Here is a 21704-nt window from a genome sequence, read left to right as displayed (position 1 = left end):
TATGCGCCTCTTGTGCGCCTGGCAGCGACTACTGGCGGTGACTACGCTCCGCGCAGCACCGCGCCGGTCCGCTCGGCCGCCAGGGCGACGGCCGCGTCACGGGCCGCGGAGGCCTCGTCGACGGTCAGCGTGCGGTCGGCCGCGCGGAAGCGCAGCGCGTACGCCAGGGACTTCTTGCCCGCGCCGATCTGCTCGCCGGTGAAGACGTCGAAGAGCCGGATGGACTCCAGGAGTTCACCCGCGCCCTCGCGAAGGACCTTCTCGACATCGGCGGCGGGGACGTCCCCGTCGACGACGAGCGCGACGTCCTGCGTGGCCACCGGGAAGGTGGAGATCTTCGGCCCCTGCGGGACACCGGCGCTGGCGTCCTCCAGGGCGTCCAGGTCGAGCTCCATCGCGCAGGTGCGCGCGGGCAGACCGAGCGCCTTGACGACGCGCGGGTGCAGCTCGCCCGCGTACCCGATGACCTGCTCCGCGCCGTCGATCACCACGGCGAGCTCGGCGCACCGGCCCGGGTGCCACGGGCCGTACTGGCCCTGGCGCACGAGCAGTTCGGTGCCGGACTCGGCGGCCAGGGTGCGCGCGGCCTGGATCGCGTCGGCCCACTCGGACGGACGGCCCTTGCCCCACCAGCCGGCCTGCTCGCGGGCGCCCGCGAGGACGACGGCGGCGTGCCGGGGCTGGACGGGGAGCGCCTCGGTCAGGGAGGCGATCTCCTCGTCCGTGGGACGGCGGTCGACGGGCAGCCGCACCGCGATGCGCGCCTCTTCACGCGGCTTGAAGACCAGACCCGTCTCGAAGAGCGCCAGGTCGTGGCTGCCGCGGCCTTCGTTGCGGCGCAGCGCGCCGAGCAGGCCGGGAAGCAGCGTCGTACGAAGAGCGGGCTCCTCGTCGGAGAGCGGGTTGACCAGCTTCACGACCCGGCGCTTGGGGTCGCCGGGCTCCAGGCCCAGCTGGTCGAAGACCTGCTCACCGATGAAGGGGTAGTTCGGTGCCTCGACGAATCCGCTCCCGGCGAGGGCGCGGCCGATGCGGCGGTGCAGCCGCTGCCGGTCCGTGAGCCCGCGGCCCGCGGGAGGCTTGGGCAGCGTGGAGGGGAGGTTCTCGTACCCCTCGAGCCGGATGACCTCTTCGGCGAGGTCGTTCGGCTCGGCGAGGTCGGGACGCCAGGACGGCACGGTGACCGTCAGGGCGTCCTGGCCGTAGACGTCGCAGCCGACTTCCTGGAGGCGGCGGACGACGGTCTCGCGGCCGTACTCCACACCGGCGACCTTGTCCGGGTGATCGGCGGGCATGCTGATCGTGTGGGGCGCGGAGGGCGCGATGACCTCGGTGACCCCGGACTCGGCGGTGCCTCCCGCGAGCAGGACGAGGAGATCCACCGTGCGCTGCGCGGCGGCGGACGCGGCCTGCGGGTCGACGCCGCGCTCGAAGCGCTTGGCCGCCTCGGAGGGCAGCTTGTGGCGACGGGCCGTGCGGGCGATGGAGATCGCGTCGAAGTGCGCGGCCTCGATGACGACGTCCGTGGTGCCGGCCGCCTCTTCGTGGTCGGCGATCTCGGTGTTGGCGCCGCCCATGACGCCCGCGAGGCCGATGGGGCCGCGGTCGTCCGTGATCACCAGGTCCTCGGCGTCGAGGACGCGCTTGGCGCCGTCGAGCGTCGTGAACTTCTCGCCCTGCTCGGCACGGCGCACACCGATCGTGCCCTCGATACGGGAGCGGTCGTAGGCGTGCAGCGGCTGGCCGAGCTCCAGCATCACGTAGTTCGTGATGTCGACGGCGAGCGAGATCGGGCGCATGCCCGCCTTCTGGAGGCGGCGCTGCAGCCAGATCGGCGAACGGGTCTCGGGCCGCAGACCCGTGACCGTGCGCGCGGTGAAGCGGTCGCAGCCCATCGGGTCGGAGATCTTGACCGGGTAGCCGGAGGCGTTCGGCGCGGGCACGTCCAGGAGCGCCGGGTCGCGCAGCGGCAGGCCGTACGCGATGGCGGCCTCGCGGGCGACGCCGCGCATCGACAGGGCGTACCCGCGGTCGGGCGTGACGGCGATGTCAAGGACCTCGTCGACCAGCTCGAGCAGCTTGATGGCGTCGGTGCCGACCTCGTGCTCGGGCGGCAGGACGATGATGCCGCCGCTTCCGTCGTCGCCCATGCCCAGCTCGTCGCCGGAGCAGATCATGCCGTGCGAGGCCTTGCCGTACGTCTTGCGCGCGGCGATCTTGAAGTCGCCGGGCAGGACGGCGCCGGGCAGCACGACGACGACCTTGTCGCCGACCGCGAAGTTCCGTGCGCCGCAGACGATCTCCTGCGGCTCGCCCGTGCCGTTGGCGGAGCCGACGTCGACGGTGCAGAAGCGGATGGGCTTCTTGAACTCCGTCAGTTCCTCGATGGTGAGGACCTTGCCGACGACCAGGGGGCCGGTGAGACCGGCGCCGACCTGCTCGACGGTCTCGACCTCGAGGCCGACCTCGATGAGCTTGGCCTGCACGTCACGGCCGGTCTCGGTGGCGGGGAGATCGACGTACTCCCGCAGCCAGGAAAGCGGGACCCGCATCAGATCTCCATCCCGAAGGGCCGGGTGAACCGGACGTCACCCTCGACCATGTCTCGCATGTCTTCGACGTTGTGGCGGAACATCAGCATCCGTTCGATGCCGAACCCGAAGGCGAATCCGCTGTACTTCTGGGGGTCGACGCCGCAGGCGGTGAGCACCTTCGGGTTGACCATGCCGCAGCCGCCGAGCTCGATCCAGCCCTCGCTGCCGCAGGTGCGGCAGGGGCGGTCGGGGTTACCCACGGACTCGCCACGGCAGACGTAGCAGACCATGTCCATCTCGGCGGACGGCTCGGTGAACGGGAAGTAGTTCGGACGCAGGCGCGTCTTCATGTCCGCACCGAAGAGCGACTGGACCATGTGGTCCAGGGTGCCCTTGAGGTCGGCCATGGTCAGGCCCTCGTCCACGGCGAGCAGCTCGATCTGGTGGAAGACCGGGGTGTGCGTCGCGTCCAGCTCGTCCGTGCGGTACACACGCCCTGGACAGACGATGTAGACGGGCGGCTCGCGGTCGAGCATCGCGCGGGCCTGCACGGGAGAGGTGTGCGTGCGCAGCACGACACCGGACTCTCCCCCAGAGCCGGAAGCCTGGGAGGTGCCCCCACCCTCGGTGCCCTTGGGGCCCTGGACGAAGAACGTGTCCTGCATCTGCCGGGCCGGGTGGTCCGGGGTGAAGTTCAGGGCGTCGAAGTTGAACCACTCCGCCTCGACCTCGGGGCCCTCCGCGATCTCGTAGCCCATGGCGACGAAGACGTCCGCGACGCGCTCCATGAACGTGGTCAGCGGGTGCCGGGCACCGGCCGGGACGCGGTCGTACGGCAGCGTGACGTCCACTGCCTCCTCGACGAGCACCCGGGCGTCGCGCTCGGCCTCGAGCTCGCTCTGCCGGGCGGCGAGCGCCTTGCTCACGGCGCCGCGCGCCATGCCGACGCGCTTGCCGGCCTCGGCCTTGGCCTGCGGGGGCAGCGCGCCGATCTCGCGGTTGGCGAGGGCCAGCGGCGAGGTGCCGCCGGTGTGCGCGACCTTGGCCTCCTGGAGCTGTTCGAGGTCGCCGGCGGCGGCGAAGGCGGCGAGCGCCTCGTCCCGCATGCGCTCGATCTCTTCAGGTTTCAGTGCCTCGACCTCAACAGGGTCGTACGACTTGTTCGGTGCCGACATCTCTTCCCGTGCTTCCGGTTGGCTGGTGATGGTCCCCGTCTACGACTCGGAGACGAATCGTCCACATAGGGGGACGCAAACGTGCCAAGGATCGAGTCTAACGGGGGTGGCGCAGGTGAATGAGCCCGCGGGCGGTGCTCGGGCGGATCAGAGGTGATCAGTGCCGGTCTGGGACGATCACAGGAGATACGCCGGAGTGCCCACGGGCAACGTAAATCGGAACTGGGCGCCGCCACCGGGCGCGCGGCCGACGGTGATCGTCCCGCCGTGCGCCTCCACGATGCCCTTCACGATGTACAACCCCAGTCCCGTCCCGCCGCGCTTGCTGCCCCGCCAGAAGCGGGTGAAGACACGGCCCATCGATTCCTCCGGAATGCCGGACCCCTCGTCGCTCACGGTCACGGCCGTCTCGGCCCCGCCCTGCTCGCGCGGGGACGACGATGCTGCCACGTCGATGGTGACGGTTCCTTCGCCGTGCCGCACCGCATTTTCCAGGAGGTTGCTGAGCACCTGGTCGATCTTGTCGGGGTCGGCCCAGCAGTCGGGCAGCGGCCGCTGTATCCGGACGAGGAAGCGGTCCGCATCCTGGCCGGAGGCGACGTGGGCCTGGATGTGGCGGCCGACGGCGGCACCGATGTCGACGGGCTGGCGGCGCAGTTCGAGCCGCCCCGAGTCGATGCGGGAGATGTCGAGGAGCTCGGCGATGAGCCGCGTGACGCGGTTGGCGTCGGCGTCCACCGTCTCCAGCATCAGTTTCTTCTGGTCGTCGGTGAAGCGCTCCCACTTGGCGAGCAGCGTCGCCGTGAAGCCCTTCACGGAGGTGAGGGGCGAGCGGAGCTCGTGGGCGACGGTGGCGATCAGCTCCGCGTGACTGCGCTCGGTGCGGCGGCGGGCCTCGGTGTCGCGGATGGAGACGACGACGCGGCGTACGGGACCGGTGGGCGCGGTGCGCACATAGCGCGCGGAGACGAGGACCTCACGCCCGCCGGGGAGCAGCAGATTGCGCTCGGGCTGGGCGAAACGGGTGGCGATGCCGCCGTACGGATCGGTCAGCTGCCACCAGCGGCGGCCTTCGAGGTCCTCTAAAGGCAGGGCGTGCTCCAGCGGAACGCCCAGGGCGTCGGACGCGTGCACCGCGGTGATGCGCGCGGCCGCGGCGTTGAAGCAGATGACATGGCCCGACTCGTCCGCGACCACCAGTCCGTCGGGGAGGTCGTCCGGGTGGATGCCGAGCCCGTCGCCGAGGTCACCGAGGGCGCCATGGTCCGCGCGAGTACACAGGATGTCCTGTACTCCCGGTGATCTGCTCGTGCCGATGCTCATTCCCCGTACCCCACCTCTCGGACCGGCGCAGGAGGCCTCCGAGCCCGTCACCCTACTAGCTGGGAGTGACGGAACGGCACCCTCCAGCCGCACGCTGTGCACGGGCGGACGCATAGAGGCACACGGCCGCCGCCGTCGCGAGGTTGAGGCTTTCGGCTCTGCCGTGGATCGGAACGCGCACCACGGCGTCGGCGAGTGCGCGGGTCTCCTCCGGCAGGCCCCAGGCCTCGTTGCCGAAGACCCAGGCGGAAGGGGTGCCCATGGTGCCCTTGTCGAGCTCGTCGTCGAGGTCGTCCTCGCCCGCCCCGTCCGCGGCCAGGATCCGCACACCCGCGTCCTTGAGCCCTTGGACGGCCCGCTCGACGGGTACGCCGACGGCGACGGGCAGGTGGAACAGCGAACCGACCGACGCGCGCACGCACTTGGGGTTGTAGAGATCCACGGAGGCGTCCGTGAGGACGACCGCGTCGGCTCCCGCGGCGTCGGCGCACCGCAGCACGGTGCCGGCGTTCCCGGGGTCACGGACGTGCGCGAGGACGGCGACCAGCTTGGGCCTCGCGGCGAGGATGCTGTCGAAGGGGGTGTCGACGAACCGGCAGACCCCGACGAGCCCCTGCGGCGTCACGGTCGTCGAGATGTCGGCGATGACGTCCTCGTCCGCCAGGTGCACACGGGCACCGGCGGCACGGGCCTCGCCGACGATGTCGGCGTAGCGGTCGGCGGCGTCGACGGTGGCGAACAGCTCGACGAGCGTGTCCGGGTACGCGGCGGCCTCCCGCACGGCCTGCGGCCCCTCGGCGAGAAACAGCTGCTCCTTCCCCCGGAAGTTCCGCTTGGCCAGCCGCCGTGCGGCGCTGACGCGGGGCGACTTGGCGGAGATCAACTCGGGGCTGGCAACCATGAAACTCACCTCGGGGAGAGCGCCCCGTCAGGGGCGCGGGGAACTGCGCGCTCAGCCGGAGACGGCGGGCGGACGGCAGACGACAGTTGGCGGCAGACGCGGGGCCGGACGCAAGCGGACCCGCAGGCCGGTTGGCCTGCGGGTCCGCGAGTAACGCTCAGGTACAGCGAAGCGTCAGGCAGCCTTGGGCGCGTTGACGTCCGACGGCAGAGCCTTCTGCGCAACCTCGACGAGCGCGGCGAACGCGTTCGCGTCGTTGACGGCCAGCTCGGCCAGGATCTTGCGGTCCACCTCGATGTTGGCGGCCTTCAGACCCTGGATGAGGCGGTTGTACGTCATGCCGTTCTGGCGGGCAGCGGCGTTGATGCGCTGGATCCACAGCTGACGGAAGTCGCCCTTGCGCTTCTTGCGGTCGTTGTAGTTGTAGACCAGGGAGTGGGTGACCTGCTCCTTGGCCTTGCGGTACAGGCGCGAACGCTGGCCGCGGTAGCCGCTGGCCGCTTCGAGGATCGCCCGACGCTTCTTGTGGGCGTTGACTGCCCGCTTGACGCGTGCCACTTGTTAACTCCTTGTAGCGGGGCCGTGGTTGGACTCACACGACCCGGTATCGATTGGGTCCCGGTCAGAGTTCAGGCGCGGTGTGCGCCCGGACTCACTTGCCGAGAAGCTTCTTGATCTTCTTGGCGTCGCCCGGGGCCATCTCGGCGTTGCCGCTGAGGCGACGCGTCAGACGGGACGACTTGTGCTCGAGCAGGTGGCGCTTGCCGGCGCGCTCACGGAGCACCTTGCCGGAGCCGGTGATCTTGAAGCGCTTGCTGGCACCGCTGTGCGTCTTGTTCTTCGGCATAGCGCCGTTCTCTCCTCGTCAGTGGCACTCGGATGCCCGGTCGTGAAACCGGGCATCCGGGAACCGTATGGATCAGTTGGCGATCCCCGGACTCGCGTCCCGGGATCAGGCCTCGGCGGGAGCCTCGGCCGGGGCCTCGGCGGGGGCTTCGGCGACAGCCTCGGCAGGAGCCTCGTCGGGCTCCCCCTCCGCGACGGCGTTCTGCGAGCGGCCCGGGTTGGCCTTCGCGTCCGCCTTGCGGACCGCCTGGGCCTCGCGGGCCTCGGCCATGGCTTCGGTCTTCTTCTTGTGCGGACCGAGGACCATGATCATGTTTCGGCCGTCCTGCTTCGGGTTCGACTCGATGAACCCGAGGTCTTCGACGTCGTTCGCGAGACGCTGCAGCAGTCGGTAGCCGAGCTCCGGCCGGGACTGCTCGCGACCACGGAACATGATCGTGATCTTGACCTTGTCGCCCTGCTTGAGGAACCGGACGACGTGACCCTTCTTGGTGTCATAGTCGTGCGGGTCGATCTTCGGCCGGAGCTTCATCTCCTTGATGACCGTGTGCGCCTGGTTCTTGCGCGCCTCACGGGCCTTCATGGCCGACTCGTACTTGAACTTCCCGTAGTCCATGAGCTTGCACACGGGCGGACGGGCGGTCGCCGCCACCTCGACCAGGTCGAGGTCGTACTCCTGTGCGAGCTCCAGGGCCTTGGCAAGCGGAACAATCCCGACCTGCTCGCCGCTGGGACCGACAAGTCGCACCTCGGGAACGCGAATCCGGTCGTTGATGCGGGGCTCGGCGCTGATGGATCCTCCTCGGTAGCACCACGCGGCGGTCTGGCGGACAGCCGCGTTACGTCTGTTATCTCGACCAACCGAGTGAGTACATAAAAAATGCCCCAACCGATCACAGGAAGGGGCTCCATTACTACCGGAGCACCTCCGCGGTGATCGCGGGGCGCATCTCGGGCCTGCCGTAGTCTCGGGGACTGCGGCCGCCTGACCGGTGACCCGCCGCTCCGGGGAGCAGCCAGGTGGGAAGCGGAGCCTCCACTTGTGGGCCGGGTCTCTGCGTGGCACGCGAGTATCCGGCCGGTCGTTACACAAGGTTAGCAGCTCCACGGGGGTGCGGCTAACCAGCGGCGCCCAACCGTGCTCACGGGCTCCCGCGGCTCACTGCGCGTGGGGCTCCGCTTATCGTGTGGGACATGAGCGACGCGACCCCCACCCCCGAGTCCGCCACCGGTGACTCCCCCGACTTCGACACCCTGACCCGTGACATCGCGGACGTCCCCGCGGTCGAGGTGATCACCACGGTCGCCGTCCACCTGATGAGCGCCGCGGCCGTGAACCTGGGCCTCGCCGAGGGCGGCGAGGGCCACAAGGACCTCGACGAGGCCCGCAAGCTGATCCACTCGCTCGCCGGCCTGATGGACGCGAGCGCCACGGAGATCTCCTCGTTCCACGCGGCCCCGCTGCGCGACGGCCTGAAGTCGCTGCAGCTGGCCTTCCGCGAGGCGTCCGAGGTGCCGGACGAGCCGGGCCAGGGTCCGGGCGAGAAGTACACGGGCCCGGTCTTCGGCTGACCTCTCAGGCTTCGGCTGACTTCTCAGGCTTCTCGTACGTAGAAGGGCTCGCCCGGTGGCGTCGCCCCGGCCGGCAGCAGTGCCAGGTCGAGGCCGCTCACCAGGCGGGCCCTCAGTGTTTCGTCGGCCGCGATGTGCCCGGCGACGCGCTGGGCGGCCTCGGCCGGGTCCGCCGAGGGGTCAAGGACCAGCGCGAGGGTGCCGTCCGCGGTGCCCGCGCCGAGGTGGGCGCGCAGGACGGCGGGCTCGGCGGCGACGGCCGCGCGCACGGCGGCGGTGACAGCGGGGTCGGCGAGCGGGTCCCGGGTGCTGCGGCCTTCGGAGAGGGCGATCAGGGCGGGCCGGTTGATCTCGTAGGGAACGGGTCCCGCGAGGTCCAGCACGATCGTGTCGGCCTGTTCGTGGGCCGCGGCCTGGAGCGCCTGGTGCAGGGGGACGGCGACGGGCCTGGCCTCCGGGTCCCACCGGGCGAGGGCCTGGGTCGAGGTGAACGCGGGCAGCGCCTTGCGGTCGCCCGCCTTCAGGGTGGGGACCGCCATGTCGCTGGACTTCTCGCGGCGCAGCCCGTTCGCGTCCTCCTCGACCTCGCCGAGCACGGCGACCACGGGGACGAGCAGCCGGGCGCCGGTGAGCGCCTCCAGGACGGGGCCGTGGGCCGTGCGGTCCTCGGCCCACGCGGTCAGGGCCGCGGTGAGCCGGGGGTCGGCGGAGCCGTCGTCGTCGGAGAAGCCGGGGTCCGGGATGTTCTTGTTCGCCACGGCACCGACCCTATCGAGACTGGTCCGGGACCTGTCGGGCGGTGCCGGGGCGGGCTCCGCGACGGCCGCGCCAGAGGTAGACCGCCGCTGCCAGGAGGGCCACGCCGATGCCGCCCGCGACCGGGCCCACCCAGCCGGCGGGCCCGCCGTCGCCCGCGTCCTCGTCGGGACCCAGGCCGAAGTACTTCTTCCCGTACGCCGCTGAGCTCAGCTCCTGCGGCTTCTTCTTGCCGCCCTCGGCGATGGCGGCCGCCGGGTCGATGAAGCCGAAGCCGTGCGAGTCGTCGCGGCCACCGCTGGGCACGTCCCGTGCGGTGTCCTCCAGGAGCTGCTTGATCTGGGCCGGGGTCAGGCCGGGGTGGGCGGCGCGGATGAGGGCGACGGCGCCCGAGACGAACGCCGACGCGGCGCTGGTGCCCCAGCCTTCGTAGTACTCGCGGTCGGGGTCGGCGATGACGATCTTCTTGCCGGGGGCGCTGACGGTGGCGTACCAGCGTCGGGTGGAGAAGGAGGCGCGGTCGCCGTTCCGGTCGACCGCGGTGGCGGCGATGACGCCCGGATAGGCCGCCGGGTACGAGATGTGGTCGCCGCGTTCGCCGCCGTTGCCCGCGGATGCGACGACGACGGCGCCCTTCTTCAGGGCGTACTGGACCGCGGCGTCCTCGGCGGGTTCGGGGTGGGCGGACTTGGAGTCGTCGCCGAGGGAGAGGTTGATGACGTCGGCGCCGTGGTCGGTGGCCCAGCGGATGCCGTCGGCCAGGGCGTTGCCCCGGGTGTTGCGGGCCTTCGAGCGGTCCGGGTCGCCGTCCTCCAGGATCACGCGGATCGGCAGGATCTTCGCTTCCGGCGCGATGCCGATCACGCCGTCGCCGTTGCCCGCGCCGTGTCCGTGGCCCGCGATGATGCCGGCCATGGCGGTGCCGTGCCGGGCCCAGGGGCGGTCGCCCTTCTTCGCCCCGAAGCCGACCATGTCCTTGCCTTCGAGGACGCTGCCGGTCAGGTCGGGGTGGTCGCGGTCTATGCCGGTGTCCAGGACGGCGACGGTGATGCCCTTGCCCTTGGTGGTCTGCCAGGCCTGGCCGGTGTGCATGGCGTCCAGGGCCCACTGCTGTGCGCGTATGCCGTCGTCGGCGTGGGCGGTGGCGGGCAGCAGGGCGAGCGAGGCGGCGAGGGCGGCGACGGACCACCGGCGGATTCTCATGAGGACTTCTCCGTGGCCGCGATGGTCTTGCGCAGGCGCCGCTCGACGCGGTCGGCGATGCCCTTGGCCTCGTTGCCGAGGCCCGCCTGGGCGGGGGCGCTGGTGGCGGAGGTCTTCATGGCCTCGTCGGCGGGCTCGGGTTCGGTGACCGTACGCCCGTCGGCGAAACCGGAGACGGCGAAGGCGACGACGGGGGCGTCCGGGAGCACGGACACGGTCCAGGACGCGCGCTGGGCGTCGCCGAAGTCCGCGGCCGGGGTGCCCTTGGCCGCGTACGGGCGTGGCATCAGGTCGGGGCGCCGGTCGAGGCCTTCCTCCGTGAAGCGGGTGCGCAGGGAGCGCATCGCATCGGCGTCGGCCTTGGTGAACAGCAGGCCCACGGTGGTGACATGGCTGCGGGTCGCGTCCGTGTACGTGGCGCGCAGCAGCCGCAGGCAGCCCGCCGGGGCGAGTGCCTTGCGCAGGAGCGGGTCGAAGGCGCCCTTGCAGGTGCTGTCGGGGGCGACGGCGACGCGGGTCCAGGTGCGGTCGGCTCCGCCGGGGCCCGCGCCCTCCCCCTTGATGGTGGCCGGGAAGAGCTGGTCGACGGGCACGCTGTGCCAGAGCTTGCCCGCCACGGCGTACGCGTTGGGCGATGCGCTCGCCCCCTCGGCTCCCCCGGTCAGCCAACTCCCGGTGGCCGCGCCCCCGATGAGCCCGAGCCCGAGCACGACACAGGCGGCGGCCGCGGTCACGCGGGGCTGCACCCAGGTGCGGACGGGCCGCAGCCGCGTGGTGCTGTCGTCGTAGAGCGCGGGCCGTGCGAACGCCACGAAGGGCCGCCCCGCCCCGGGTCCCGGCGTGAGGTCGACGGCGCCGACCGCGCGGCGGGCGGCGGTGGTCCGGGGGGAGTGGGCGGGAGGGGGCGCGGCCTTGGGGGTGCGGGCGTACGCGTGGGCTCGCGAGAGCGCGGGCCCGGTGAGGTGCGCCGGGGGCGCGGCGGCGGGCCGGGATGCCGGAGTCGGCGTGACGGCCTCCGGCGCGGATGCGGGCGCGGACGGGGGCGCGGCTGCGGACTCCGCGGCGGACCACGGCGGTGGCGCGAGCCCGGGAAGCGGCGCGGGGCCCGAGCCGCTCTCAGGTATGCCCGCGGACACGGCCGCTGGGCCCGGCGGCGGTGCGGAAGGCCTCGGGGGACGGAGACGGTAGTCCGCCACGCCCGCCTCGCCCGGTTCACTCTCCGCGTCCGGGACCGGCACGTCGACGTACGGCGGGGCAGGAGGAAGCGGCGGCAGGAGCGGCGCTTCGGCGGCGGGCGCCTGGGCGGGGTCCGGGGCAGGGTCGGACATCGGCGCGTGTGTGCGCGTCATCGTCGCCGGAGGCGGCGCATCGGGAAAGCGCGCCGAAGCGGGCGGCGGGGGCGGGGACGGCAGCCTCTCGGCATCAGCGTCCGGCTCGTCGTCCGGTGACGCAGCGGGCTCGGGCATCCTCACCAGGTCGAAGGGCGCCAACAAATCCTCGAGTATGGAGTCGCCGTCCTCGGGCGCGGGGTCGGCCATCGGCGGTGGCGGCGGGGGGTACTCACCATCGCCCGGCGTCGAGCCGGCCGCGGATGACGCGGGTGTGCGGGGCTCTGAGCCCTGGTCGTCCGGGTGCACCCGCTCCCCGGGTCCAGGATCCTGGGCGCCGCCCTCCGGCGTCCGCGGACGCCCGTCCGGGAAGCGCGCGGACGGCACGGGAGGCGCCGGGGAGGCCGGCGGGACCGGCGGTGGGGGTGGAGCCGTGGGACGTGGCGGGACGGGAGGCCGTCGCGCTTCCGTGCTCATGCACCCCCCGTTTCCTCGCTCTTCTGCGCGTAACTCTAAGGGCAGATTCCGGTCGCGAGGGAACCAGTCCGCGCCCCCGGGCGATCTGCCCGGATCATCCCCCTACCCTCGGGTAATCCCGTCTGGCAGGCTTCGGCCATGACAGCCCGTGCAGCAGACAGGGCCCGCTACGACCGGGCCACCGCGCACCTCGACGCCCCCGTCGCGATCGTCGATCTGGAGGCGTTCGACGCCAATGCCGACGACCTCGTGCGCCGGGCCGGCGGGAAGCCCATCCGGGTCGCGAGCAAGTCCGTACGGTGCCGGGCGCTGCTCGAACGCGTCCTGGCCCGCGACGGCTTCGCCGGGATCATGTCCTACACGCTCGCCGAGTCCCTGTGGCTCGCGCGGTCCGGGTTCGACGATGTCCTGCTCGCCTACCCTTCGGCCGACCGGGCCGCCTTCGCCGAGCTTGCCGCCGACCCGAAGCTCGCCTCCTCGGTGACCGTGATGATCGACGACCCGGCGCAGCTGCGGCTCATCGAGGAAGCCAGGGGCGAGGGGCGCGAAGAGGTGCGGGTCTGCCTGGAGTTGGACACCGCCTACAAGATCCTCGGAGGCCGGGTGCGGATCGGGGCGCTGCGCTCGCCCCTGCACTCCCCCGCCCAAGTCGCCGCGCTCGCCCGCGCCGTGACCCGGCGGCCGGGGTTCCGGCTCGTGGGCGTGATGGCGTACGAAGGGCATGTGGCGGGGGTCGGTGACGCGGTCGCAGGGCATCCCGCGCGCTCCCGTGCCATCCGGCTGATGCAGACCGCGGCCCGCAAGGAGCTCGCCGCCCGGCGGGCCGAGACCATCCGCGCGGTGCGGGCGGTCGCGCCGGACCTGGAGTTCGTCAACGGCGGCGGCACCGGCAGCGTGCAGCACACCGCGGCCGAGCGGGCCGTGACGGAGATCGCCGCCGGGTCGGGCCTGTACGTGCCGCGCCTCTTCGACAACTACACGTCGTTCAGCGGGCGTCCGGCCGCGCTCTTCGCCCAGCCCGTCGTGCGCCGCCCCGGCGTCGGCACCGTGACCGTGCTCGGCGGCGGCTACCCCGCGTCGGGCGCCGCGGGACCCGACCGCTCCCCTGTGCCGTACCTCCCGGAGGGGTTGCGCTACGACCCGCAGGAGGGTGCGGGAGAGGTGCAGACCCCGCTGCTCGGCGCGCCCGCCGACGACCTGCTGATCGGCGACAAGGTGTGGTTCCGGCACGCCAAGGCCGGGGAGATGTGCGAGCGGTTCGACGCGCTGCACCTCGTCGAGGGCGACCGCGTGACGGCCACCGTGCCGACGTACCGGGGAGAGGGCCACACGTTCCTCTGAGCGCGCGGGATCGTCAGGGCGTCGCGCCCACGCTGCTGCCCACGCCGCCACTCGTCCCCTCGGCACCGACCGGACGGATCCCCTTGGTGATCTTGTCCATGTCGGAGAGGGGCGGCGCCTCGTCCCCGGCGTCGATGGCGAAGCGGACGATGACCGGCGCCTCGGACCCGTGGCTGGAGGGGAAGGCGAGCGACTGGACGTATCCGCCGGGCCCCTTGTCCGTGCGGACGCGCCAGCGCACGAGGTAGCCGGAGCGGCCCGCGACCGCGACGGTCCCCTCCTTGACCTTCTCGTGGCTCGTGATGCCGCCGAAGGGCTCCATGCCGACCTTGTCCTCGTCGTACGCCCGGTCCGCCGCGTCCTTGATGTCCCGCTGGGCCAGTGCCTTGGGCGAGCGCTCGTCCGTCGCCGTCGACGTGCGCGAGTACACCGTGCCGTGGCGGCAGAGGCTGCCCTCGCCGGGGCAGTCGTAGACGTCAGGGGTGCGGACGGTCGGATCGCCGCCGACCGTGCTGTCGGCCTTCTCCCAGCCGGCGGGCACCGGGATCATGATGCCGTTGAGCTGGTCGACGAGGGTGGAGGGGTCGGGGTCGGGAGCCGACGTGGTGGGCGTCGGCGAGGTCGGCGTGGGGGTGTCCGCCGGCTCCGAGGTGGTCGGGGCCGGCGGTCCTGCCTGCGGGTCGCCGCCGTCCTCGCGCAGGAGCACCACGCCCGTGACGATCGACGCGACCAGGACGACCCCGGCGGTGGCAAGGGCCACCACCTTGGCCCGGCTTCCTCCGGAGGCCCCGGGAAGCGGCTGGACCTGGGTCCGGTCCTGCGGCGGGCCGAACCCCGGCTGCGCCTGGCCCGTTCGAGGGGCTGCGGGCGCACGCCGGTGCTCGGTCCACGCGGACCCGTCCCACCAGCGCTCGACGTGCTGTCCAGGTGGGGCCGACGGGTCCGTGTACCAGCCGGGAGGAGGCGACATGCTCATCCCGGCACTCTAGGACGTGCCGCGAAGATCAGAACACTCAGAACACCGCGTCCGCCTGATCAGGCACCACGGAGCCGTCGTCGCGCAGGACCGGGCCCTTGCTTCCGTCCGGTGCGTTGTACGCGGCCGTCGAGCACGGGTAGAGGTCCGGCTTCTGCTTCATGGGCTCGATGAACATGGGGTTCACGACCCAGCGGCCGTCGGCGTTGTCGTAGCCGCGGCACATGACCTCGTTCTTGTTGCGGTTCAGGACGAGGTGCGCGCCCGTGGCGTCGCCGACGAACGTCACGTCCGTGTCGGCGTCACCGCCGCCGAGGGCGATGCGGTGGGAGGGGTCCTGCTTCTCCCAGGCCGACTTGCCCTTGACGCCGTAGATCTCCTGGTTGATCCAGCAGCGCTTGCCGTCGATGTACGGGATGGCCTCGCCCTTGTTCACGGGGACGTCGCCGCAGCCCTGGTTCCAGGTGGTGATCCGGCCCTTGCGGTCGAGGACCGAGCGGATGGCGATGGTGTGCTTCCGGTCGATGCCGACGCTCTTCGACCAGACCTCCGTCACCGGCTCCGAACCCGCCGAGACGATGTAGACGTCGAACCCGGCCTTCTTGAGCGTGCGGATGAGGTCGCGCTGCTGGTCGTAGTAGCGGGCGTAGCCGGGGATCTCGTGCGTGCCGACGGTCTGGGTGGCTCCGACGGGAGCGGCGAGGACCTCCTTGCGGGCCTTCGCCGCGTACGACTCCAGTTCGGGGACGGTGTGTCCGGCGAAGAGCTGGGGCACCCAGGCGTACTGCGGGACGGTGTGCCGGTGGTCCCACTCGCCGGCGAAGGCTGCGGCGCCGCTCATCGTCCTGCCGTCCTCGCGGACCTCGAAGATCTCGTCGGCGCAGTCGGTGTCGGTGGAGGTGGGCAGCGGCTTGCCGACCGGCACCTTCGTGCCGCAGGCCTTGGTGAGCGCCTTGTCGGCCTCGTCCGTCATCCACTTGCTGGTGGACTTCCAGGTGGCGGGACGCAGGATCTTGTCGTGGTGCAGGGACCAGGCGATCGTCGCGTCGGTGATGTCGTTCTTGACGCCGGTGTTGTCCCAGTCGAAGGCGGCGACGGGACGCTTCTGGTCGTGCCCCCGGTGGGAGCCGCAGCGTCCGCGCTCGTCGATCATCTGCTGGAGCCGGTCACGGTTGGAGCCGTACCAGGTCAGCTTCTTGGACAGCTGCGGGCAATGGGCCTTCGCAGCGGGGGAGTTCGCGGGCGTGGCGGCGGCCGCGGGGAGCGTCGCAGGCACGGCCGCCAGGGTGGCGGCCGTGGCCAGCGTCAACGCCAAGGCATGTCTGTTGCGCATGCGCATGGACCGTACATCAATCTCCGGGCACGGTCAGGACCCGTGCACCGTGTCCTTCTGGTCGGGGATGACGGACCCGTCCGTGCGGCGCACCGGGCCTTCCTTGCCGTCCCGTTCGGTGTAACCGGTGCTGGCGCACGGGTAGGGCTTCGCGAGCCTGCCCTTGGGTTCGATGAACATGGGGTTCACCAGCCAGCGGCCGTCGCCGTTGTCGTAGGCGCGGCACATCAGCTCGTTCTTGTTGCGGTTCAGGACGAGCCGCAGGGCCGTGGCGTCACGCAGGAAGGAGATGTCGGTGTCGGAGTCCCCTGCCGCGAACACCTGCCGCTTGTGGGCCGGTTGGACCTTCTCGGCTGCCGCGCCCCGGACTCCGTAGACCTCCTGGTTGATCCAGCAGCGCTTCCCGTCGATGTACGTGATCATCGAGTCGTCGCCGTCCTTGACGGTGCCGCAGCCCGCCAGACGGGCCGTCAGCTTCCCGTGCGCGGTGACGTTGCGGATGCCGATGGTGTGCCGGGCGTCGACGCCGACGCTCTTCGCCCACACCTCGGCGACCGGCTCGGGCGACGCGGAGACCACGTAGACGTCGAATCCGGCCTTCCCCAGCGTACGGATCAGATCGCGCTGCTGGTCGTAGTAGCGGACCCAGCCGGTGAACTTGCCGGTGCCGACCTGTTGTTCGGTGCCGACGGGCGCGGCGAGGTTCTCCTTGCGGGCCGCGGCGGCGAAGCCCTTGACCTGCCGGGTGGACCAGCCGCGGGTGAGCTGGGCGAGCCAGGCGTACTGGGGTTCCATGCGGCGGTGGTCGATGCCGGCGAAGGCCGCGTCGCCGCCGGTGGTGGTGCCCTCGCTGTAGACGGAGGCGATCTCGTCGGCGCAGTCCGTGTCGCGGCGCGTGGGGAGGGTGGCGCCGGTGGCGGGGCAGGCCTTGGCGAGGGCCTTGGCCGCCGGGTCGGTGAGGTAGCGGCTCGTGGAATGCCAGTCGGCGCCGCGCGGCGTACGTATCTTGCTGTTGCGCAGGAGCCAGAACATGGTGGCGTCACCGACGTCGTTCTTGATGACCGTGTTGTCCCAGTCGAAGGCGGCGACGGGCTTGGCCGCACCCTGGTGGCTGCCGTCGCCGCAGCGCCCGTACGTGTCGATCATCTTCTGGAGCCTGGCCCGGTTGTCGCCGTACCAGCCCGGGGAGACGGTGAGCGTGGGGCACTTCCCGGCCCGGGAGCCGGTGGCCGGGGCGGGCTGGGTGGCCTCCGCGGTCGCCTGGACGCAGACGAGTCCGGTGGCGGCGACGGCGAGGACGGCTGCGGCCGCGGCGCAGCGGCGCTTGAGGTTCATGAACACACTCCTGTGTCTACGCAGGACAGCCGGGCGTCGTGCGACGCCCGGCTGTCGGGAGGATTGCTGCGGGGTGAACTACACGGAGGGTCGGCTATACGGGCGTGACGTACGCGCCCGCGATGCCGCCGTCGACGAGGAAGTCGGTGGCGTTCACGAAGGAGGAGTCGTCGCTGGCGAGGAACGCCACGGCGGCGGCGAGCTCGTCGGCCTCGGCGAAGCGGCCCACGGGGATGTGGACGAGGCGGCGGGCGGCCCGCTCGGGGTCCTTGGCGAAGAGCTCCTGGAGGAGCGGGGTGTTGACCGGGCCGGGGCACAGCGCGTTCACGCGGATGCCCTCGCGGGCGAACTGCACGCCCAGCTCGCGGGACATCGCGAGGACGCCGCCCTTGGACGCGGTGTACGAGATCTGCGAGGTCGCGGCGCCCATCCTGGCCACGAACGACGCGGTGTTGATGATCGAGCCCTTGCCCTGGCGCCGCATGTAGGGGATGGCGGCCTTGCAGCACAGGAAGACGGAGGTGAGGTTGACCTCCTGGACGCGCTTCCAGGCCTCCAGGCCGGTGTCCAGGATGGAGTCGTCGTCGGGCGGCGAGATGCCCGCGTTGTTGAAGGCGATGTCGACCGAGCCATAGGTGTCGTACGCGGTCTTGAAGAGCGCCTCGACCTGCTCGGCGTCGGTGACGTCGACCTTGACGAAGGTGCCGCCGACCTCGTCGGCCGCCGCCTTGCCCGCGGTCTCGTCGATGTCGCCGCAGACGACGTGCGCGCCCTCGGAGGCGAGGCGGCGCGCGGTGGCGAGGCCGATGCCGCTGCCCGCGCCGGTGACGACGGCGGTGCGGCCGACCAGGCGGCGGCAGATGATTGCTTCGGTCATGGTGCTCAGGCCTCCGTGCTGATGAAGACGTTCTTGGTTTCCGTGAAAGCGGCGAGCGCGTCCGGGCCGAGCTCACGACCGAGTCCGGACTGCTTGTAACCCCCGAACGGGGTCCAATAGCGCACGCTGGAGTGCGAGTTGACGGACAGGTTCCCGGCCTGGACGGCCTGGGAGACCCGCAGGGCCCTGCTGACGTCCCGCGTCCAGATCGATCCCGACAGGCCGTACTCGGTCGCGTTGGCGAGGCAGATCGCGTCGGCCTCGTCCTCGAAGGGCAGCACGACGGCGACCGGGCCGAAGACCTCCTCCGTCGCCACCGGCGACGCGGCTTCGGCGTCGGTGAGGAGCGTCGGCGGGAACCAGAAGCCGGGGCCCTCGGGGGCCGTGCCGTGGATTCCGGCGCCGGAGGGGACGTACGAACGCACGCGCTCCAGCTGGGACCTGGAGATCAGCGGGCCCATCTGGGTCTTCTCGTCGGCCGGGTCGCCGACGACGACGGACTCGACGGCCGGTCCGACGATCTCCAGGAAGCGGTCGTACACCGAGCGCTGGACGAGGATGCGGGTGCGGGCGCAGCAGTCCTGGCCGGAGTTGTCGAGGTACGACATGGGGGTGGCGAGGGCGGCGGCCTCCACGTCCGCGTCGGCGAAGACGATGTTCGGGCTCTTGCCGCCGAGTTCGAGCGTCAGGCGCTTCACGCGGTCGGCGCACTTGGCCATGATCTGCTTGCCGACGCGCGTGGAGCCGGTGAACACGATCTTGGCGACGCCGGGGTGCTCGACGAGGGCGTTGCCCGCGACGTCTCCGGCGCCCGGCAGGACCTGGAAGAGCCCCTCGGGGAGGCCCGCGTCCAGGGCGAGTTCGGCGAGGCGCAGTGCGGTGAGCGGGGTCGTCTCCGCGGGCTTCAGGATGACCGCGTTGCCTGCCGCGAGCGCCGGGGCGGTGCCCCAGGCGGCGATCGGCATCGGGAAGTTCCAGGGTGCGATGACGCCGACGATCCCGAGGGGTTCGAGGATCGTGACGTTCAGGCCGCCGGGCACCGGGATCTGACGGCCACTCAGCCGTTCCACTCCCCCGGCAGCGAAGTCGAGGAGATCGCGGACGTTGCCCGCCTCCCAGCGCGCGTTGCCGATGACGTGTCCGGCTTCGCGCACCTCCAACTGGGCGAGTTCTTCGATGTGTTCGTCGACGGCGACCGCGAAGCGGCGCAGCAGGCGGGCGCGGTCGGCGGGGGCCACGGCGGCCCACTTCGCCTGCGCCGCGGCGGCGCGTACGACAGCCGCGTCGACGTCCTGCGCGGTGGCGGCGGGGACGGTCGCGACCAGTTCCTCCGTCGCCGGATTCAGTACTTCGAGGTTCTGTACGTCGGGCAAGGGGGCCTCACATGCGTTCGAAGGAGCGGCGGAGCTCCCAGTCGGTCACCGCGGAGTCGAAGGCGTCCAGTTCGACCCGGGCCATGTTGCTGTAGTGCGCGACCACCTCGTCGCCGAAGGCGGCCTTGGCGATGGCGCTGTTCTCCCAGAGCTCGGCGGCCTCGCGCAGGGTGGTGGGGACGTGCGCGTAGTCGCCGGTGTAGGCGTTGCCCGTGCACTCCTCGGGCAGTTCGAGCTTCTGCTCTATGCCGTGCAGACCGGCGGCCACGAGTCCGGCGACCGCGAGGTGCGGGTTCACGTCGCCGCCCGGCAGACGGTTCTCGAAGCGCATCGAGCGGCCGTGGCCCACGACGCGCAGGGCGCAGGTGCGGTTGTCGTAGCCCCAGGCGGCGGCGGTCGGGGCGAACGATCCTGGCCGGAACCGCTTGTAGGAGTTGATGTTGGGCGCGTAGAGCAGCGAGAACTCCCTCAGCGCGGCGAGCTGCCCGGCGAGGAAGTGCCGCATGACGGGCGACATGCCACCGGGATCGCTCGAGGAACCGGCCATGGCGTTGTTGCCGTCGGCGTCCGCGAGCGAGAGGTGGATGTGACAGGAGTTGCCCTCGCGCTCGTTGTACTTGGCCATGAAGGTGAGGGAGACACCTTCATGGGACGCGATCTCCTTGGCACCGGTCTTGTAGATGGCGTGCTGGTCGCAGGTGACGAGGGCGTCGTCGTAGCGGAACACGATCTCGTGCTGGCCCGGGTTGCACTCGCCCTTGGCCGACTCGACGACGAGCCCGGCGGCCGCCATGTCGTTGCGGATGCGGCGCAGGAGCGGCTCGATGCGTCCCGTGCCGAGCACGGAGTAGTCGATGTTGTACTGGTTCGCCGGGGTCAGGGCCTTGTAGCCGGAGTCCCAGGCCTGCTCGTAGGTGTCCTTGAAGACGATGAACTCCAGCTCCGTGCCGACATTGGCGGTGAAGCCGAGTTCGGCGAGCCGGTCGAGCTGGCGGCGCAGGATCTGGCGGGGCGCGGCCACGACGGGCGACGAGTCGTTCCAGGCGAGGTCCGCGATGAGCATCGCGGTGCCTTCGTTCCAGGGGACGCGGCGCAGGGTGCTGAGGTCGGGGCGCATGGCGAAGTCGCCGTAGCCGCGGTCCCAGGAGGACATCGCGTATCCCTCGACGGTGTTCATCTCCGCGTCGACGGCCAGGAGGTAGTTGCAGCCCTCCGTGCCGTTCTCCAGGACGTCGTCGAGGAAGAAGGGGGCGGCGAACCGCTTGCCCTGGAGCCGCCCTTGCATATCGGGGAAGGCCAGGACGACAGTGTCGATCTCGCCGCTCGTGACGAGAGCACGCAGCTCCTCGATCCCGAGCGGGGGTGTGCGGTCTGCCACGGGAAAATCCTCCTTGGGTCAGCCGAGAGCCATAAGGTATTGCCGAGAACCATTGATTGGGAAGGGGGTACGGCCAGATGTCGCACACGGATGCCGACGCGGCTGCCGGTACAGGTGACGCGGCCGCCACGACCGCCGACGACCGGCTCACGCCGGTGCTTCGTCCCGTACGGGCGGGCAACGGCTTCGAGGAGGCCCTGGAGCAGATCCTCCAGGTCGTACGCCTCGGCCTGGTGCCCGGCGGTGAACGCCTGCCGTCGGAGCGGGAGTTGGCCGACCGCCTCGGCATCAGCCGGGTGACGCTGCGCGAGGTCCTCAAGGTGCTCCAGGACCAGGGCCTCGTCGAGTCGCGGCGGGGCAGGTACGGCGGCACGTTCGTGCGCCCGCGCCCCGAGGCGGCCGGCGAGGACGAGCTGCGGCGGCGCGTGGCGGACGTCGACGTCGAGGACGCGCTGCGGTTCCGCGAGGTCCTGGAGGTCGGCGCGGCCGGGCTCTGCGCGGCGCACGGCCTGAGCGGCGAGCAGCGCGAGCGGCTGCGCACGGCGCTCGCGCAGACCCACGAGGCGCCGCTCTCCGAGTACCGCCGCCAGGACACGCTGCTGCACCTGACCCTCGCCGAGCTCTGCGGCTCCCCCTCGCTCACCGCGCAGTACGCGGCGGTCCGCGCGACCGTGAATGACCTCCTGGACTGCATCCCTCTCTTGGTACGGAACCTGGAGCATTCGCAGCGCCAGCACACCGCGCTCGTCGAGGCGGTGCTCGACGGGGACGCGGACGGGGCACGGGAGATGATGCGCGAGCACTGCGGCGGTACGGCCGCCTTGCTGCGGGGCTTCCTGACATAAGGGGCGGGGCGCGGGGGGATTAACCACGGCGTAACGCAGGGGTCTTGATTTCTCGTACCCGGCACGGCAAAGGTATGGATCCGTTCCATTGAGTCGCCCCCATTGTTCCGACACCCCGTTGTTCCGCCACC

General features: G+C 71.5%; 19 protein-coding genes. 3 read left to right on the top strand and 16 right to left on the bottom strand.

The genetic code is table 11. The features are described from left to right. Window positions 1-41 precede the first annotated feature (41 nt). From pheT to infC, 7 genes are all read right to left on the bottom strand, one after another. The gene (gene pheT / locus M4V62_RS34055; RefSeq protein ID WP_249591030.1) at window positions 42-2552 is read right to left on the bottom strand and encodes a phenylalanine--tRNA ligase subunit beta; all 2511 of its coding nucleotides are present in this window, start codon (window positions 2550-2552) and stop codon (window positions 42-44) included. After that, window positions 2552-3709, bottom strand: coding sequence for a phenylalanine--tRNA ligase subunit alpha (gene pheS / locus M4V62_RS34050; RefSeq protein ID WP_249591029.1), 1158 nt, complete (start codon window positions 3707-3709; stop codon window positions 2552-2554). Before pheS ends, pheT begins: the two co-directional genes overlap by 1 nt. A gap of 177 nt (window positions 3710-3886) precedes the next feature. Continuing rightward, on the bottom strand, window positions 3887-5032 hold the full coding sequence (locus tag M4V62_RS34045) for a sensor histidine kinase (protein WP_249591028.1): 1146 nt from the start codon (window positions 5030-5032) through the stop codon (window positions 3887-3889). 55 nt (window positions 5033-5087) lie between these two features. Continuing rightward, window positions 5088-5933, bottom strand: coding sequence for a TrmH family RNA methyltransferase (locus M4V62_RS34040; RefSeq protein ID WP_249591027.1), 846 nt, complete (start codon window positions 5931-5933; stop codon window positions 5088-5090). A 174-nt stretch (window positions 5934-6107) separates the two neighbouring features. After that, window positions 6108-6491: a 50S ribosomal protein L20 gene (gene rplT, locus M4V62_RS34035; RefSeq protein WP_003970214.1), complete on the bottom strand. Its 384-nt coding sequence runs from the start codon at window positions 6489-6491 to the stop codon at window positions 6108-6110. 94 nt (window positions 6492-6585) lie between these two features. Continuing rightward, the gene (gene rpmI / locus M4V62_RS34030; protein WP_135330421.1) at window positions 6586-6780 is read right to left on the bottom strand and encodes a 50S ribosomal protein L35; all 195 of its coding nucleotides are present in this window, start codon (window positions 6778-6780) and stop codon (window positions 6586-6588) included. Window positions 6781-6885: 105 nt separating this feature from the next. Next, the gene (gene infC, locus M4V62_RS34025) at window positions 6886-7572 is read right to left on the bottom strand and encodes a translation initiation factor IF-3 (RefSeq protein WP_249593129.1); all 687 of its coding nucleotides are present in this window, start codon (window positions 7570-7572) and stop codon (window positions 6886-6888) included. Between the two features lie 401 nt (window positions 7573-7973). On the opposite strand from infC, the gene M4V62_RS34020 reads away from it, so the two are divergent. Next, on the top strand, window positions 7974-8351 hold the full coding sequence (locus tag M4V62_RS34020) for a DUF1844 domain-containing protein (protein ID WP_249591026.1): 378 nt from the start codon (window positions 7974-7976) through the stop codon (window positions 8349-8351). 23 nt (window positions 8352-8374) lie between these two features. Here M4V62_RS34020 and M4V62_RS34015 read toward each other — a convergent pair whose 3' ends face one another. From M4V62_RS34015 to M4V62_RS34005, 3 genes are read right to left on the bottom strand one after another with little or no spacing between them, the layout of a single operon-like run. Further along, entirely contained in the window at window positions 8375-9109 is a 735-nt protein-coding gene (locus M4V62_RS34015) for an SseB family protein (protein ID WP_249591025.1), read from the bottom strand. 10 nt (window positions 9110-9119) lie between these two features. Then, window positions 9120-10310, bottom strand: coding sequence for a type VII secretion-associated serine protease mycosin (mycP, locus tag M4V62_RS34010; protein ID WP_249591024.1), 1191 nt, complete (start codon window positions 10308-10310; stop codon window positions 9120-9122). Further along, window positions 10307-11776 carry a hypothetical protein gene (locus tag M4V62_RS34005; protein WP_430626891.1) on the bottom strand — a complete coding sequence of 490 codons (1470 nt, stop codon included), beginning with the start codon at window positions 11774-11776 and terminating at the stop codon, window positions 10307-10309. The genes mycP and M4V62_RS34005 overlap by 4 nt, the downstream gene beginning before the upstream one ends. A 477-nt stretch (window positions 11777-12253) precedes the next feature. Here M4V62_RS34005 and M4V62_RS34000 point away from each other — a divergent pair, with 477 nt between their 5' ends. Beyond that, window positions 12254-13456, top strand: coding sequence for an amino acid deaminase/aldolase (locus tag M4V62_RS34000; protein ID WP_249591022.1), 1203 nt, complete (start codon window positions 12254-12256; stop codon window positions 13454-13456). A 13-nt stretch (window positions 13457-13469) separates the two neighbouring features. Here M4V62_RS34000 and M4V62_RS33995 read toward each other — a convergent pair whose 3' ends face one another. The 6 genes from M4V62_RS33995 to M4V62_RS33970 all read right to left on the bottom strand — a co-directional run bounded on the left by M4V62_RS33995 (window position 13470) and on the right by M4V62_RS33970 (window position 20728). Next, window positions 13470-14432, bottom strand: coding sequence for a DUF2510 domain-containing protein (locus M4V62_RS33995; protein WP_249591021.1), 963 nt, complete (start codon window positions 14430-14432; stop codon window positions 13470-13472). Between the two features lie 37 nt (window positions 14433-14469). Next, window positions 14470-15765 (bottom strand): HAD family hydrolase, encoded by a 1296-nt coding sequence (locus M4V62_RS33990; protein ID WP_249591020.1) that lies wholly within the window; start codon window positions 15763-15765, stop codon window positions 14470-14472. Between the two features lie 33 nt (window positions 15766-15798). Further along, window positions 15799-17100 carry a haloacid dehalogenase-like hydrolase gene (locus M4V62_RS33985; RefSeq protein WP_249591019.1) on the bottom strand — a complete coding sequence of 434 codons (1302 nt, stop codon included), beginning with the start codon at window positions 17098-17100 and terminating at the stop codon, window positions 15799-15801. 94 nt (window positions 17101-17194) lie between these two features. Further along, a complete protein-coding gene (locus tag M4V62_RS33980) occupies window positions 17195-17977 on the bottom strand; it encodes a 3-oxoacyl-ACP reductase (protein ID WP_249591018.1) in 783 nt (260 codons plus the stop codon). Window positions 17978-17982: 5 nt separating this feature from the next. Continuing rightward, window positions 17983-19350: an aldehyde dehydrogenase family protein gene (locus tag M4V62_RS33975; RefSeq protein WP_249591017.1), complete on the bottom strand. Its 1368-nt coding sequence runs from the start codon at window positions 19348-19350 to the stop codon at window positions 17983-17985. Between the two features lie 7 nt (window positions 19351-19357). After that, a complete protein-coding gene (locus M4V62_RS33970; protein WP_249591016.1) occupies window positions 19358-20728 on the bottom strand; it encodes a glutamine synthetase family protein in 1371 nt (456 codons plus the stop codon). Window positions 20729-20805: 77 nt separating this feature from the next. Between M4V62_RS33970 and M4V62_RS33965 the strand changes: the two genes are divergently transcribed. Continuing rightward, on the top strand, window positions 20806-21573 hold the full coding sequence (locus M4V62_RS33965) for a FadR/GntR family transcriptional regulator (protein WP_249591015.1): 768 nt from the start codon (window positions 20806-20808) through the stop codon (window positions 21571-21573). The last annotated feature ends 131 nt before the right edge of the window (window positions 21574-21704 follow it).

The sequence above is a fragment of the Streptomyces durmitorensis genome (assembly GCF_023498005.1).
In the GTDB taxonomy this organism is placed as follows: domain Bacteria; phylum Actinomycetota; class Actinomycetes; order Streptomycetales; family Streptomycetaceae; genus Streptomyces; species Streptomyces durmitorensis.
The sequence above is the reverse complement of the archived record's forward strand: the minus strand, read 5'-3'. Positions and strand labels throughout refer to the sequence as shown.